At 73.7% G+C, this 16,063-nt stretch carries 8 protein-coding genes; 3 read left to right on the top strand and 5 right to left on the bottom strand.

Annotated elements, in window-relative coordinates; genetic code table 11:
* Positions 1–71: 71 nt before the first annotated feature.
* The 4 genes from ACFVX6_RS38480 to ACFVX6_RS38465 all read right to left on the bottom strand — a co-directional run bounded on the left by ACFVX6_RS38480 (position 72) and on the right by ACFVX6_RS38465 (position 7,974).
* Positions 72–1,886 carry an IPT/TIG domain-containing protein gene (locus ACFVX6_RS38480; protein WP_389699240.1) on the bottom strand — a complete coding sequence of 605 codons (1,815 nt, stop codon included), beginning with the start codon at positions 1,884–1,886 and terminating at the stop codon, positions 72–74.
* 327 nt (positions 1,887–2,213) lie between these two features.
* A complete protein-coding gene (locus ACFVX6_RS38475) occupies positions 2,214–2,942 on the bottom strand; it encodes an SOS response-associated peptidase (RefSeq protein ID WP_389699239.1) in 729 nt (242 codons plus the stop codon).
* 218 nt (positions 2,943–3,160) lie between these two features.
* Positions 3,161–6,202, bottom strand: coding sequence for an SGNH hydrolase domain-containing protein (locus tag ACFVX6_RS38470; protein ID WP_389699241.1), 3,042 nt, complete (start codon positions 6,200–6,202; stop codon positions 3,161–3,163).
* 17 nt (positions 6,203–6,219) lie between these two features.
* The gene (locus ACFVX6_RS38465) at positions 6,220–7,974 is read right to left on the bottom strand and encodes a glycosyltransferase family 2 protein (RefSeq protein WP_389699238.1); all 1,755 of its coding nucleotides are present in this window, start codon (positions 7,972–7,974) and stop codon (positions 6,220–6,222) included.
* Between the two features lie 291 nt (positions 7,975–8,265).
* Between ACFVX6_RS38465 and ACFVX6_RS38460 the strand changes: the two genes are divergently transcribed.
* Positions 8,266–8,817 carry a hypothetical protein gene (locus ACFVX6_RS38460; RefSeq protein WP_389699237.1) on the top strand — a complete coding sequence of 184 codons (552 nt, stop codon included), beginning with the start codon at positions 8,266–8,268 and terminating at the stop codon, positions 8,815–8,817.
* A 100-nt stretch (positions 8,818–8,917) separates the two neighbouring features.
* Here ACFVX6_RS38460 and ACFVX6_RS38455 read toward each other — a convergent pair whose 3' ends face one another.
* A complete protein-coding gene (locus tag ACFVX6_RS38455; RefSeq protein WP_389699236.1) occupies positions 8,918–10,234 on the bottom strand; it encodes an ROK family protein in 1,317 nt (438 codons plus the stop codon).
* A 180-nt stretch (positions 10,235–10,414) separates the two neighbouring features.
* Between ACFVX6_RS38455 and ACFVX6_RS38450 the strand changes: the two genes are divergently transcribed.
* Both ACFVX6_RS38450 and ACFVX6_RS38445 read left to right on the top strand, forming a co-directional pair.
* Positions 10,415–12,433 (top strand): hypothetical protein, encoded by a 2,019-nt coding sequence (locus ACFVX6_RS38450; RefSeq protein ID WP_389699235.1) that lies wholly within the window; start codon positions 10,415–10,417, stop codon positions 12,431–12,433.
* A 171-nt stretch (positions 12,434–12,604) separates the two neighbouring features.
* Positions 12,605–16,003 (top strand): endo-alpha-N-acetylgalactosaminidase family protein, encoded by a 3,399-nt coding sequence (locus ACFVX6_RS38445; RefSeq protein ID WP_389699234.1) that lies wholly within the window; start codon positions 12,605–12,607, stop codon positions 16,001–16,003.
* Positions 16,004–16,063 lie beyond the last annotated feature (60 nt).

The following is a 16,063-nucleotide window of genomic DNA, read 5'->3' as shown; positions in this document are numbered from 1 at the left end:
CCTCGTGACGAGGCGGGCCGGCGGCCGTCATGCCTGCAGGGCGTCCCGTTGGTGGCGACGCAGGTGCCGGGTCAGGGGCAGGTGGCCAGGAGGACGGAGACCACCGTGCAGCTGGCGGTCGCGCTGTCGTTGATCGGGTTGGGGTCGGTCGGCGCGGACGCCGTACGGGTGGCGGAGACCGAGACGCGCCCCAGCGAGAGCAGCCCCAGCGGTACCCGGAAGGTCTTGCTGACGGTGGCGCCGTTGGCGATGGTCCCGTAGGCGCAGGTCACCGTGGACCCGGCGGCCGTGCATCCCGGGGACAGGGTGTTTGCGGACGCGCCCGCCGGCAGGCTCGCGGTGAGCGTGGCCGAAGTGACCGTGCCGGGACCGGTGTTGCGGGCGGTCAGGGTGTAGGTGAGGTAGGGGACCAGCAGGCTGAAGCCGGGCTGTGCGGTCAGGTCCACGTCGATGTCGGCGGGCGGGAGCTGGTACGTGTACCGGCCCGCGCCGGTCACGGCGCTGGTGCCGCCGGGCGTGGTGACCTGGACGTCCACGGGGCCCGCGGCGTGGGCGGGCGCGGTCGCGGTGCAGGCCGTGGGGGTGCAGGAGAGACCGGTGCCCGGGTTGCCGGGGCCGAAGACGATCGCGGTGGCGCCGTCCAGGCCCGTGCCGCCGACGGTGACGACCGTACCGCCGTCCGTCGTGCCGACGGAGGGGCTGAGCGAGGTCACCACGGGGACGGGGGCGTAGGTGTAGCGGCCCGCGGGGGACGGGGCGCTGGTGCCGCCGGGGGTGGTGGCCCGGACGTCCACGGTGCCCGTCCCTGCCGGAGCGGTGGCGGTGCAGGAAGTCGCCGTGCACGAGACGTTGGTGGCGGGGTTGTCCGCGCCGAAGGTGAGGGCGGCGCCCGACAGGTTCGTGCCCGTGACCGTCACGGCCGTACCGCCGCCCGTGGGTCCGGCGGCCGGGCCGACGGAGGTGACCGTGGGCGGAAGGGTGAAGGCGAACACGATCCGCCCGTCACCGGCGTTGGCTCCCTCGGTCAGCGTGACGGACGAGCCGGGAACCGTCCCGGAGACCAGGCTGGACCCTCCGCCACCCCCTCCTCCGCCACCACCGGTGGTGCCGTATCTGCCACCGGCTCCGCCCCGGCCTCCACCGCCGTACCCGGCTCCGCCGCGGCCGCCGGCGCCCGTCGGGCTGAACACGCCCTGGGCGGCGGAGCCGCCGGAGCCGTTCGGGAAGGCGCCCGGAGAGCCGTTCGGGCCCTCGTTGTCCGCCCCGGGACCCCCGGTCCCGGCGGCCCCGCCGGCCGTGTCGGTGCCCGGGCCGCCGCCCGTACCGCCCTGCGCGTCGGGGACCAGGCCGTTGCCGTCGGCGCCGGCCCTGCCGCTGTCACCGCCGGCCGCTCCCCGGTAGGCGGGGGAGCCGATGCCCGCTCCGCCCGCCCCGCCGCCCGAACCGGCCGTCAGCAGCGGCGCGTTGGCGGCGGTGGTCACCGCGACCAGGGCGCCGCCGGATCCCGGAACGCCGAACTGCACGCTCGCGGTGCCGTTGGCGCCGCGCCGGCCGACGGTCACGTTGAAGGTCTGCCCGGGCGTGGCCGGGATGATCGCGACGAGGTGCGCGCCCTTGCCTCCGGCGGTGCCGTCGGCGGCGTTCCCGCCCCCGGCGCCGTCCAGGGTCACCACACCGACGGAGACGCCGTCGGGCACCGTGACGCTTCCGGAACCCCCCGCCGAGCAGGTGATCGTGGTGGTGGCCCCCACCAGGACCGGGGCGGCGCACACCCCCTCCGCCGACGCCGGGGGCGCCAAGACCGTCAGGCCGCCTGCAGCCAGCGCCGAGGACGCGGCCACCGCCAGCAGTCGGCGCCGCCACGGGGTGCGCGGACCATGTAACACAGCAGTCGAAGACATCGAGTCTCCCCCTCTCGCCTCCGTCCGGCAGCGGCCGGAGTCGCATACTCCCGGGAAGCCGCGGCCGGACGCTCCCGTACGACGGACCGGAGCGCAGCTTCCTCCGGCGGTGCCGCCCGTTCGCCGGTATTCCGGGGCCCGTTGGAAGGACCACGGCCCGGTGATACCGGCGGAAGCATCGCAGCGGCCGGGGCGCGGCGGGCACCAAATGCCCGATCGTCCCGCCAAACCGTTGGAAACCCCGAAATCGGCGCCCGGACTCGTACGAATTTCCGAGAAGATACGAGGTTGTTGTGCTGTGGTGCGGTGTCGTCAGCCGGTGGGGTCGAGGAGGTGGGGGCCGTTGTTGCGGACGCTGTTGACGGCGGTCGAGACCGCGGTCACCGCGAGCAGGCCGTCGGCGGGGGTGTGGAGCAGGGCGCGGAGATCCGCCGTGTCCTCGTGGGAGGGGTCGAGCCAGGCCTCGTAGTCGCCGGGGTCGAGGGCGAGCGGCATGCGGGGATGGATGCGGCCGGCCGCGTCGGTGGCCTCGGTGGTGATGATCGTGGCCGTGGTGAGCCAGGCGTCCGGGTCGTCCCGGTCTTCGACGCCGGGGTCGCGCCAGAACTCGTACAGCCCGGCCATGGCCATGACCGAGCCGGTCTCGGGCCGGATGAAGTAGGGCTGCTTGTAGGCCTTGGCCGTACCGGTGGCGGGTACGGCGACCCACTCGTAGAAGCCGTCCGCGGGCAGCAGGCACCGGCGCTTGGCCAGGGCCCGCCGGTAGGCCGGCTTCTCGTGGACGGTCTCCACCCGCGCGTTGATCATGCGCGATCCCACGGCGGGGTCCTTGGCCCAGGACGGCACCAGACCCCACCGCACCGGACGCAGCTGCCGCCCGAGCTCCCCGGTGTCCCGGTCGGCGCGCTCCAGCACCGCCCACACCTCGTCGGTGGGCGCAACGTTCCACGAGGGCCCCAGCTCCCGGCCGGGATCGAGCCGGGCACCGAAGAGTCCGGCGAGGTCTTCCGGTGCCCGCGAGGAGGCATATCGACCACACATGCCTCCACTGTCCCATCCTTCCGGGGCCGGGCGGGGCAGAGCTCGCCGGTCCGGGGCGGCGTGCCCCCACCCGGAGCGGCCCGGGCACCCGGCGCGCCTTGCCCGGTGCCCGGTGCCCGGTGTCCGGCCTCGCGGGCCCGCTCCGTCCCGGACGGGTGATTGCCGTCGTCGGCCCGCCACCCCGAGGCCGAACAGACCCCTCCGCGTCACGGACAGCCCTACGCGGCCCGGCCCCGGGTGGAGACGGTCACCCTGTCGACCCGCATCGGGTGGCCCGGTTCGGTTTCCGGGGTCGGGGTTGCGCCGTCGGCCAGGGGGAGGCCGCCGCCGATGGCCACGTTGAGGATCAGGAACAGGCCGTGGTCCACCGCTCGTTTCCAGGTGTCCGGGTCCATCCGGGCGGCGGCCACCCGGTGGTGCACGCGGCCGTCCAGGTACCAGCGCACCTCCTCGGCGCCCGGGGCGAGGTCGACCTCGACGGCGTACGTGTGGAACCCCGTACGGCAGTCCCCGCACGCCTGCGGGCCCGAGCTCAGGCCCGCAGGCTCCCGGCACGGGCCGCCTTGGAGGGTCCCGCAGTGCATGGTCGCGAAGACGCTGTCCCGGCCGTTGACCGATTCCATGATGTCGAGCTCCCCGATGCCGGGCCAGCCCGTGTACCCGTCGCGCAGCGGCGCCCCGAGGGTCCAGAACGCCGGCCAGTAGCCGGCCGCCTTGGCGCCGGTCACCGAAGGCAGGGCGATCGCCGCCTCGATCCGCAGGATTCCGCCGGGCGGCGGCGCGAAGTCGGAGCGCCGGGTCTCGATGCGGCCCGAGCTCCACGCGCCGTTCGTGCGGGTGGGGACGATCTCCAATGCGCCCTCGCCGTCGAGACGGACGTTGTCGGTCGAGTCGGTCATCGTCTCGATCTCACCCGTGCCCCACTGGGCGGCGGGGCATCCCGGATAGCAAGTGCCGGTGTCGTGCAGCCAGTTCGCGGAGGACGGAGGACTGCCGGCGTGACCGTCGAACTCCTCCCTGAACACCTCGGTCCAGCCCGCAGGCCCCGCCGCCCCCGACGCGGCGCCCGCCCCGCCCACGGCGGGCAGCGCTCCCGATTCCATGAGCAGCCGTTCCAGCCGGGGGGTCAGGACGACGACCGCCACGTTGGTCAGGTGGGCGTCGTCCCGGTACAGCAGGATGCGGTCCAGTACGGCCGGGCAGGTCGGCCCGTCGCCCGGGCACAGGACCGGGTTCACGCTCACGGCGCGTACGCCGGGCAGGGCGCCGGCGGCGATCCGCCGGGCCAGCGGATCGCCCTGCTGGGCCTTCGTACGGCTGAACGCGCAGGCCGCGGGTTCCTCGGGGCTGCCGGAGACGCACGCGGGGACGTCCGCACCCGGTACCGGAGTGTCCTCGATGTAGACGATCGGCGCACCGATCGCCCGCAGTGGTTCGAGGGTCTTCTCCCAGGCCTCGGCGAGGAGTTCGGAATCGGCGGTGTAGCGGTTGAGCGAGGAGATCACGATGAGCCGGGGCTTCGGCTGCTGCCGCAGCCGCTCCAGGGTGTCGGCGCGCCAGGTGTCGCACTCCCGGTAGGCGCGGCCGAGTTGGGGACTGTCCACCGCGAGCTGCGGCAGGGGGCAGCCCTGCTTCACCAACTCCTGGAGCGCCCAGCCCCGTTGCGAGGCCATGGCCAGCATGGCGGAGAACCACTGGCCGGCGTGCGAATCGCCGAGCAGCACGATCCGGTCCGGACTGTCCACCGCGCCGAACAGGCAGTCCGGGCTGCGGGTAACGGCCGGGGCCACCTCGCAGGCCCCGTCCGGCGGGAAGTCCCCCCGCGCCTGCGCGGGGCCGGGCACGACCGGGCCCGCACCCAGCGGAGCGGAGCCCGTACGGGCGAGCAGGTGCGGGCCGGAGTCGGCGCCGGGAGGCAGGCCGGCCAGTCGGACCGGCGTTGCCGGACCCAGTAGGTTCAGCGTCGTGGTGCCCACGACCAGCGCGAGCACCACCGGCAGGACCACGGCCGTGATGCCCACCGATAGCCCGCGGCGCGGGAATTCGGAGACGGTGCGGCTGCGGCGCAGCGGCTGCTCGACCCAGCGCATGGTGGCGTAGGCGGGCAGTGCGGCGGCCAGGGTGAGCGCGGCCTTCACCGGCCAGTCCTGGGGGCCGAAGCGGGCCTCGGCGAGGACGAGCACCGGCCAGTGCCACAGGTACAGGGTGTAGGAGAGCCGCCCCACCGCCCGGGGAGCCCGCCCCGCGAGCAGCCGGCCGATCCCGTAGCTGCCCGGTGTGCTGCGCTCGCCCCGGCCGGGGATCGCGGCGAGGATGACGGCGGCCGCCCCCAGGGTCGGTACCAGGGCCGCGTAGCCGGGGTAGGGCGTGGCCGCGTCGAAGGCGACGGCGCTCCATACGATCGCCGCGCCCCCGGCCCAGCCGCACAGCAGCCGCAGCGGACGCGGGCCGCGCATGAGGTGCCAGGGCAGCAGGGCCACCACGGCGCCGACGCCGAACTGCCAGACGCGGGAGGGTGTCGCGAGGTACGCGAGCGCAGCGGAGTGGTCCGTCCAGCGCAGCGACAGCGCGAACGACGCGAGCACCAGCGGTACGGCGGCCAGGGCCACGGCGGCCCGCACGGCACGGCCACGGCGTACGGCCCGGGCCGCTCCGAGCACGATCAGGGCGAGCAGGGGCGCCCAGAGGAGGTAGAACTGCTCCTCGACGGCGAGGGACCAGAAGTGCAGGAGCGGGCTCTGCTCGTGCCCGGCGGCGAGGTAGTCGGTCCGCTGGGAGACGAACCGCCAGTTGGCGGCGGACAGCGCCGCCGCGACCACGTCCTGCTCCAGGTCGGCGCGGCGCAGCGGTACGGTCAGCCAGGCCCCGGCCAGGGCCACCGCGCCGAGGACGACGGCGGCGGAGGGCAGGAGCCGACGGGCCCGCCGGGAGAAGAAGTCCAGGAGCCGGATCCGGCCGGTGGTGACGGCCTCGCGGACGAGCAGACCGGTGATGAGGTAGCCGGAGACGACGAAGAAGACGTCCACGCCGACGAAACCGCCCGCGAGTCCCGGAACCCCGGCGTGGAAGGCGAGCACCGCGAGGACGGCGACGGCGCGCAGTCCCTCGATGTCGGGCCGGAACGCGGACCGGTGCGGGCTGGGCCCGGACTCGCCGCCGGAGCGCGCCGGGGAACTCGGAGGGCAGGGCGGCGGGGAGGCGCCGGTCGTCGGGGAGGGTGGCGCGGAGGGCGGAACGGGAGAGGGAACGGGGGAGTGCATGGTGGTCGTGGAGCCTTTCAACTCAGCCAGGGAAGCATGGGGTTGACCCACCCGGATGCCAGCAGGCCGGTGAGCAGGAGCACCGCCGAGGCGGCGAGGGTCTCGGGCCAGCGGCGCGGCAGCACGCCGCTGCGGGAGCCGGTCCGGGAACGGTCCGCGAAGGCCCGTACGAGGCTGCGCGCACGGCCGCGGGCCGGAGCGGGTCCGGCCCCGGCCGAGGCGTCTCGGGACCGCTCCCCGGAGAGCGCCGCCGGGCGCAGCTCGGAGAACAGGTCCCGGACCAGCGGGCCGTTGATCTGGCACTGCACGAGGAAGTAGAGGAGCAGACCCCAGTTGGGCTCCCAGCCGTTGCGGGCCACGGCCAGCGCCAGCCCCGCCGCGGCCGCGCCGTTGGAGAGGACCAGCCAGACCAGGGAGACGCCCACCACCCGGCGGGCCATGCCGCCGGAACGGGCGGGACCCCGGGTGCCGGTGGGCACCCAGTCGGCGCTGCGACCGCGCAGCGTGTGCAGGAAGGCGGTGGCGGCGGCGACGCTCGTCAGGACGTTCGCCCGGATCACCTCCACCCGCCAGCGGGTCCTGCTGATCCGCGGGAGGAGCACGTGCCAGAGCCACAGCGGGGCGAGCAGCGGCAGGACGTGCCAGGGCCGGATGTCGTCCGGGTACCAGAACATCATCACCAGGGGCGGCAGCGGCGCCGCGAAGGTGTTCACGGCGGCGGCCAGGTAGCCGACCACGCCCTCGTAGAAGCACAGCCGCATCCGCCAGGGCGCGCCCATCTTCCGCAGGACGGGCGAGGTGAGCAGGTGGAGGTTGCCCATCGCCCACCGGTACTGCTGGTTGACGAAGGAGGTGACCTCGTCGGGTGAGGTGCCCTTGGCCACCAGCACCGGTACGTACAGGGTGCGGAACCCCTGCGCGTGCAGGGCGAGGCCCGTGTACAGGTCCTCGCTGTGGTCGAGGCGGGCGAAGCCGCCGGCCAGGTCGATGGCGGCGCGCCGGTAGACGGCGTTGCTGCCGCAGCAGATGGCGGCGTCGCTCGCGTCCCGGGACGGCTGGATCCAGCGGAAGAACCACTCCTGGGCGGAGCCCGCGGCCCGCTGGATCCAGCCCATGGTCCCGTCGGTGTCGAAGCACTGCGGGCTCTGCACGATCCCGACGGCCGGGTCGGCCAGATAGGGCACGAGATGGCGCAGGAAGTCCGGCCGGGGCGCGAAGTCGGCGTCGAGGATGGCGATGAACTCGGCGCCGCTCAGCGTCAGGGCGTGATTGAGGTTCCCCGCCTTCTTCAGGTGCCCCCGGTCCGGCCGTACGACGTACTCGTACCCGTACGAGGCCGCCAGCGCGGCGACTTCGGGACGGTCGGCATCGTCCAGGACCCATGTGGTCAGCGCGCCCGGCCAGTCGACGGCCGACACCGCGCGGTAGGCGTTGTCCAGGACGGGGAGCGGCTCGCCGCAGGTCGGCAAGTACAGGTCCACGCCGGGCAGTCGGGCGGGCTGCCAGGCACGGACGAGCACCTCGTGCGAGGGCCGGGTCAGCCTGCGCTGGCGCAGGCTGTTCACCGAGGAGAGGACGAGGGCGACGAGGTTGAGCCCGAGGACGGCGAGGAAGGCCCACAGGGCCGGAGTGCGCAGCGCGAAGGTGAACATGGTCGCCGCGGTGAAGACGAAGGCGAGGCTCGTGCTGATGAGGACCCAGCGTCGTTGCGGGCCGAAGTACCAGTAGAGCTCCTCGTCGGAAGGAGGTTGCGGAAGATGATGAAAGGTCATAAAGCCCCCCACGGCTGTTTATGCGCCCGTTTCAGATGGTCACCATAGCGCCAGAGGTATAGACCATTTGTTTCCGCGCGACCAACACGTGCAATCGGCCACGGGATTGGCGCATCTCAGATGGTCCAGACCTTTGCTCCGCCCATTCGACCGGCCGCGCCGCCCCCGCCGGGAAGATGCAGGTCACGGGGGAGTGAACAGACACCGAAGACTTGCGCGGCCGGGCGGGGGTCTGCGGCGACCTTTGGATTCGCCCTCACCCGCGCAGCCCCAACCGGCTACGCTCCGAACGTGCTTGAGGATCCGAACAGGGGAAGTGCCGGCGATCTGCCCGAGTGGCAGGCGCCGCCGCGCATGATCGGCGGACACGTCGCGGGCCCGGCGGTGATCGGCCGGACGGACGGGCTGGTGGTGCTCGCCCGGCAGGTCATCGCCTACCCGGCCGGGCTCGAGATCGAGGTGGAAGCCCACGCGCGCGGCGCGGCTCCACCTCCCGGCGGGCAGGCGTCCGATTCCACCGGCTTCACCGAGCACGCGCAGCCGACCTTCCGCCTCCGACTCGGCGACGGCAGCGTCGTGGTGCAGGACGAGGACTCCGGACTGCGGGACGGGCGCGGACCGGTTCTGGTCGTCAGCGGGTACGAGGCCGCTTGGGGCGGCCCGGAGGACGGCGAGGACGTACGCCTGACGCTGTGGGCATGGCCGCTGCCGCCGCCGGGACCGCTCACGCTGTCGTGCGCGTGGCCGGAACGCGGACTGCGGGACGCCGCCTTGGTCCTGGACGGGGCCGCCGTACGCGCCGCGGCCCTCCTGGCCCGGCCGTTCTGGACCGGAGGGGCGTGAGGATCCGCCGGTGACGGCTGCCGGGGCTGCGGATCGCGGCCCCGCCGCAGCGCCCGCCGCGGATCGCCGGGTGGGACCCGTAGGACCCGGTGTCGGGCTTTCAGGCCCCCTTCGCCGTCGCCACCGTCAGGGCCGGGTCCTCGTACACCGGGTCGAGGGCCAGCAGCGCGCCGCCGCGGGCCGGAGCGGTGAAGCCGAGGGTGGAGAGCAGCAGGCGGCAGCCGCCCGTGTCCGGGGCCATCACCCGTTCGGCCATCAGTCGCTCCACCCGCGGGGCCAGTCGGTCGCCGAAATAGGTGAAGTAGCCGCCGAGCACCACCGCGCGCGGATTCAGGACGTCCGCCAGCAGCGCCAGCCCGAGGCCGAGACCGTCGGCGATCCGGTCCAGGGCCTCCAGCGTGCGGGCGTCCCCGGCGGCCGCCCGCCCCTGGAGATCCGTCAGCCGGGTCTCCAGGTCGAGGGAGGGGTCGTGCACGGGATCTTCGGGGGCGGCGGCGTGCCGCAGCAGGGCCGTGAGCCCGACCATGGTCTCCCAGCAGCCCCGGCGCCCGCAGGCGCAGAGCGCGCCGCCCGGGTCGAGCGGCATGTGGCCGATCTCCCCGGCGAACCCGGCCGCTCCGCGGTGGAGCCGGCCGCCGCTGATGATGCCGCCGCCCACGCCCGTCTCGCCGGTGACGTAGATGAGGTCGTGGATGCCGGCCGCGGAGGCCTCCAAGTACTCGGCCACCGCGCCGAGTTTCGCGTCGTTCTCCAGGCGCAGCGGGGGCGCACCGCGCCCCAGGCGGGCGCGGATCCCGCTGACCGCGCGGACGTCGTGCCAGCCGATGTTCGCGGCGTAGACGACGGTGCCCGCGGCGATGTCGACGACGCCGGGGGCGGCGACTGTGACCCCGGCCGTGGCGATCGCGGCGGCGTCGAGGGTGGCGAGGGCCTCGCGGACCAGCCCGGCGGCGCAGTCCAGGACGGCCTCGGGCCCGGCGCCGCGGACGTCCATGGCGACCCGCCGCTCGAAGACGGTGTCCCCGCCCAGGGTCAGGGCGACGGCGGCCAGGTAGTCGACGTTGATCTCCAGGCCGATCCCGCACAGCGCGCGGCCGTCGATCCGTACGCTCTGACCGGGACGGCCGACCGAGCCGTCCCGCTCGGCGTCCCCCTCACGGAGCAGGCCGAGTTCGATGAGCTCGGTGACCAGCCCGGTGACCGTGGGCCTCGGCAGCCCCGCGTCATCGGCGATCCGTGCGCGTGACCGCGGTCCGGCGTCGCGCAGGAGGCGCAGCACGAGACCGAGGTTGGCCCGGCGGATGGAGGCCCTCCCGGCGGGACGCGCCGGGCCGTTGATCACGACGGGTCCGAGGCCGACGTCACCCCGCCCGCCCTCGTCGCCGCTGCGCTGCGTGCTTCGCGGATCAGTCCTCACCGGTACTCCTCACTGCCGTCCCCGAGAGTCTGCCACCCGTGGGCCCGGGTCCCGCCTGCGCCTTCGGGAGCGGATGCGGCACGCGGGGGGTTGACGAGGCTCCCATTAATTCAGATCCTAACCAAACTAATTGCTCGACGGTGCGTCCGCCCGCGAGCTGACGGTGAGGAGTCCGACGGCGTGAGCGCCCGGTACCACCTGCGGTTCCAGATCCATCCGTACGAAGGCACGGCCGCCGTCGCGGCCACGGCGGCCGAACTCGCCAAGACCTGCACCGACGCGGGCGTGGCGGAAGTGGTGCTGCTCCTCGGGGCCGAGGAGCATTTCACCGGCCATCTCTCCGGCCCCCACGAGGACCTCTGGTACGAAGCTGCCGCCATCGCGCAAGAGGTGCTCCTCGGCGCCGGCCTGGACGTGAGCCTCAACCCCTGGGTGACCACCGGCCACGCCGACCGCGGCCGCACCGACACCCACGGCTTCGCCCCGATGGTGTCCCCGACCGGGAAGGTCTCCGCGGCCCAGGCCTCCTTCGCCTGCCCGCGCTGGCGCGCCTGGCTGACCGGGCACTACGGGCGCTTCGCCGAACTGGGCTTCCGCGTGCTGTGGCTGGAGGACGACTTCCGCTTCCACAACCACGCCCCGCTGGACTGGGGCGGCGGCTTCGAACCCCTCATGCTGGACCGGCTGGCCGCCCTGGCCGGGCGCCCGGTCACACGACCGGAACTCCTCGCCGCACTCACCGCGCCCGGCACCCCACACCCGCTGCGCGCCCTGTGGCAGCGGGTCTGGCGGACCGCGCAGCAGGAGGTGGCCGCGCAGGTGGCCGCCGAGGTGCACCGGCGCTCGGCCGGCCGCTCCCGTACCGGGCTGATGAGCTCGGGCCTGGACGCCGCCTCCGTGGAGGGCCGGGACTGGGGAGCGCTCTTCGGGGCCCTGGCCGCCCCCGGAGGCCGCGCCGTGCACCGCCCGCACTTCGCCCCGTACGCGGACGCGCCCGGCCGCGAGCTCGCCCGGCAGGTGTGGATGCCCGAACTGCAGCGCTCCCTGCGGCCGGAGTGCGTGGACAGCGAGCCGGAGATCGAGAACTGGCCGCACACCGCCTGGTCCAAATCCGATGTGCAGACCTGGTCGGAGATGGTCGCCGCCCAACTCTCCGGGGCGGACGCCCTCCTGCTCAACCTCCACCCCCTGCACGGAGCGAGCCCCGGACGCCACCCCCGGATCGCCGAACTGCTGCGCCGCGCCCGGCCCGCGCTGGACCTCGTCCACCGGCAGCACCCGCGCGGGCAGCGCACCCTCGGTGTCGGGCTGCCCTTCGCCCAGGACGCCGCGGCCCACGTACGGGCGCACGGCGGAGGCCTGGCCGAGCTGGCCGTCGACCCGGGCCCGGCGGCCGAGTTCCTGCTCCGCTACGGAGTACCCGTGACGGCCGAACCGGCCCCGGTCCAGGCCCTGTTCGGGCCGGCGGCCTGGGCGTTCGACGATCCGGCGGTACGGGCCCTGCTGGCCGGGGGCCTGCTGCTGGACGGGACCGCCGCGGCGATCCTGCACCGGCGCGGCTTCGGACCCCTCATCGGGCTGACCGACGCCGAACCGGTGGACCGGGAGGCCCCGGCCACCCCCGGCGGGCCGGGCCCGTACGCCACCGAGCAGCTGTGCGCCGCAGCGGGCGAGGACCTCGCGGGCCTCCTCCTCAGCGTCAACACCCAACCCGCCCTCGCCCGGCTCCGGGAGGCGCCCGGGGCGCAGCGGTGGAGCGAGGTCCACACCCCGGACGGCCGCGCATGGGGGGCGGGCCGCACCGTCTTCACCAACACCCTCGGCGGACGCGTCGCCGTACTCGCCGCGACCGAGCCCCACACGCTGCCGGCCGACGACCACGCGCAGCGGCTGCTGCACCGGACGGTCCGCTTCCTGGAGGGGGAGGCCGCCCGCCTGCCCCTGGTCAGCGGCGGCCCGTACCTGATCCCGCACCTCTCGTGCGCGGACGGTGCCACCAGCCTGACCGTGGCCAACGGCTGCCAGGACCCCGCCCGGCCGGTGGTGGACCTGCCTGCCCTCCCGGACACGGCCACCGTCGCGGCCACGCTCCTGTCCCCGCTCGCCGAACCCGGCCCCGCGGACACCGAACGGCACGGACACACCGTCCGCCTGGCCCCCGAACTGCCCCACCGCGGCTGGGCCGTCCTGCGCTGGTGACCCCACGGCGTCCGTAGCGCCATTCGCCCCTTCCCGCTCCGGGCCGGCCCCGACCGCACCGGGATCCGGGTCCGCCCTGCCCCGGACCCCGCCCTCTCCCGTACAGCGCCCCCGCAAGGACCCGCAAGGACCCGCAAGGACCCCGTACCGGACCCACCACCAGGGAGTCCCATGAGACCGCTCCGCCCCACGTCCCTCCTCTGCGCCGCCGTCCTGGGCCTCGGCACCACGCTGGTGGCCGGTACCGCGCCGGCCACCGCCGCCGGGACCGTCACCATCGCCTCACCCGCCCTCGCGGTCCAGGTCGACGCCGCCTTCCCCCGGGTCGTCCAGTACACCGACCAGGCCACCGGCGCCGTCCTCTACGGCAACGAGGACACCCTCACCCAGGTGAACCTCAACGGCTCCGCGCAGACCCCGACCGTGACCAGCAGCGTCGCCGCCGACCACGTCGACTACACGATGGCCTTCGCCAACGGAGACACGGTCAAGGCCACTCTGTCCGTCAGCGGCAGCGCCCTCACCTTCGCCGTCACCTCGATCGCCGACAGCGCCGTACCCGTCACCTCGCTGTCGATCCCGCAGCACAACCTGGTCTCGGTGCGCAGCGTCCAGCCCGGAGCCGCCGTCGAGACCACCCGGATGAACACCAACACCACCGGCACCGGGGACACCTTCACCCCGCTCACCTCCGGCACGACCGCGGACGCCGCCCCACAGGGCGCCATGTACGCCATCCTCAACACAGGTTCCCTCGCCGCGTCGATCGCCACGAACTCGTACTACGACAGCCCCTCCGGCCAGAACGCGGCGGACAGCGGCCGGATCCAGAAGCAGACGGTGGTCAAGTCCGGCTACCGGAGGGCCGGTCTGTGGAGCGGCGACTGGCTGCACCGGGCCGCCGGCGCACCGGGCACCGAACCGCTGCCGTACGCCAAGGTGGTGGTGAGCGGCGACCGCAACGGCGACTCCACCGTGGACTGGCAGGACGGAGCCATCGCCTTCCGCTCGATCATGACCAGCCCCCAGGGCTGGCAGGACACCGCCCGCCGCGTGGTGCAGCGCATCCCGTACAACTTCGCCTCCCAGGCCACGCATCCCTTCCTGCAGACCCTGGACGAGACCAAGCGCGTGGCCCGGGCCACGGACGGGCTGGGCCAGTTCGTCCTGCTCAAGGGCTACGGTTCGGAGGGCCACGACTCGGCCCACCCCGACTACGGGCTGGTCGGCACCCGGCAGGGCGGCGCCGCCGACCTCAACACCCTCATCGCGGCGGGCGCCGGCTACAACGCCGACATCGGCGTGCACATCAACGACACCGAGGCCTACCCGGTCGCCCGCACCTTCGACCCGGCGCTCCTCAACAACGGCGGCGCAGACAAAGGCTGGGACTACCTCGACCAGTCCTACCACCTGAACTACCGGCTGGACGGCACCAGCGGCAAGCGCCTGGCCCGCCTGCAGGAGCTCAAGGCGGTCGCCCCGGACCTGAAGTTCCTCTACGTGGACACCTGGTACGGGGACGGCTACACCTCCCAAGCCCTGGCCCGCGAGATCAACGGCCTCGGCTACCAGCTCACCACCGAGTTCCCCGACAAGTTCGAGGACCAGTCCCTCTGGTCGCACTGGGCCAACGACCTGAACTACGGCGGCAGCAACTACAAAGGGGTCAACTCCCAAGTGGTGCGCTTCATCCGCAACCAGCAGCGCGACGACTGGATCGCCGGAGACCCGCTGCTCGGCGGCGGCACCCTGACCGCCTACGAGGGCTGGCAGGGCACCAAGGACTTCACCACCTTCATCAACACCACCTTCACCACCAACCTGCCCACCAAGTACCTCCAGGGCTTCACCATCCGCAAGTGGGCGGCGAACCGCATCGACTTCGACGGCGGAGTCAGCGCCACCCTGAGCGGAAACACCCGGACCATCAGCAAGGACGGCCACCCCGTCCTGATCGGCGACAGCTACCTGCTGCCCTGGAACCAGAGCGGCGAGTCGAAGCTCTACCACTGGAGCGGTGCGGGCGGCACCTCCACCTGGAACGTGCCCGCCTCCTGGGCCCAGAACGGCACGGCCAAGCTGTACAAGCTCACCGACCAGGGCCGCGTCCCGGTCTCGGACCTCCCGGTGACCGGCGGCAAGGTCACCGTCACGGCCACAGCGAAGACCCCGTACGTCGTCTACCCGTCCGCGGCGCCCGCGCAGGCGGACGCCGGATTCGGCGAGGGCGGCCCGGTCCGGGACCCCGGCTTCACCTCCGGCGACCTGTCGAAGTGGACGGTCACCGGGTCCGCGTCCGTCACCCGCAACGCGGTGGGCCAGTCACAGCTGACCCTCGGGCAGGGAGCCACCTCCGTCTCGCAGCAGCTCGCCGGCCTGACGCCGGGCACCTACGCGGCGAGCGTGTACGTCTCCACCGCCACCGGACGCAGGGCCACCCTCGCCGTGACCCCGGCGGGCGGCACCGAGCGCAGCGTGTACGCCACGAGTTCCCCGTACAAGAACAACGTGGGGGCGGACGAGAAGAACGGCAGCACCATGCAGCGGATGCGGGTGCTGTTCGACGTCCCGGCGGGACAGTCCACCGCCACCCTGGCCCTGCGCGCCGACGGCGCGGTGGGAACGGCGGGCTTCGACGACGTGCGAGTGGTGCGCACGGCCCGCAGCCCGCAGGGCGGCCACACCTTCGCGGAGGACTTCGAGAACGTCGACTCCGGCTGGTACCCCTTCGTCGTCGGCCCGGCAGGCGGCAGTACGGCCGACCCGCGCACGCACATCGCCCAGCTCAACGCCCCGTACACACAGGCCGGCTGGAACGGCAAGCTGATCGACGACGTGCTCTCCGGCGGCAACTCCCTCAAATCCCATGAGGAACGGCCGGGGCTGCTCTACCAGACCATCCCGCAGACCCTGCGCTTCGAGCCGGGCCACCAGTACAAGGTGACCTTCACGTACCAGCAGTCCGTGGCCGGGGACTACGCCCTCACCCTGGGCGCCGGCACGGGCCAGGTCTCCTCCGACACGCTGCCGCAGGCCCGCACCACGAACAACTTCACCAAGACCTTCACGGCCGGGGTGGACGCCTGGATCGGCATGCGCAAGCTCACGGCGGAGACCTCCAACGCCGACCGGGACCTGGTCGTCGACGACCTCACCGTGGACGACCTCGGTGCCACGACCTCGCCCAACCTGGCCCTGAACAAGCCGACCACGGCCTCCTCGGTCCAGTCGGCGGACTACCCGGCGACGGCCGCCACCGACGGCAGCGCCACCAGCCGCTGGTCCTCGGCCTTCGCCGACCCGCAGTGGATCCAGGTCGACCTGGGTTCCGTGAAGAGCGTGGACCGGGTGGTCCTCACCTGGGAGGTCGCCTACGGCCGCGCCTACAAGGTGCAGTTGTCGGACGACGGCACGACGTGGAGGGACGTGTACTCCACCACCACGAGCGACGGCGGGACGGACGAACTGACCGGGCTGAACGGCAGCGGACGCCATCTCCGGGTGACCGGGACCCAGCGGGCCACCGGCTACGGCTACTCGCTGTGGGAGGTCGAGGCCTACTCCTGACGGCGCCTCCTCCTGACGGCATGAGCCGGCCCCCACCCCTTCGACAAGGGGTGGGGGCTG

This window comes from Streptomyces sp. NPDC058289, from assembly GCF_042880975.1.
Lineage (GTDB): Bacteria > Actinomycetota > Actinomycetes > Streptomycetales > Streptomycetaceae > Streptomyces > Streptomyces stoeckheimensis.
This window is presented reverse-complemented; position numbering and strand designations above follow the sequence as displayed.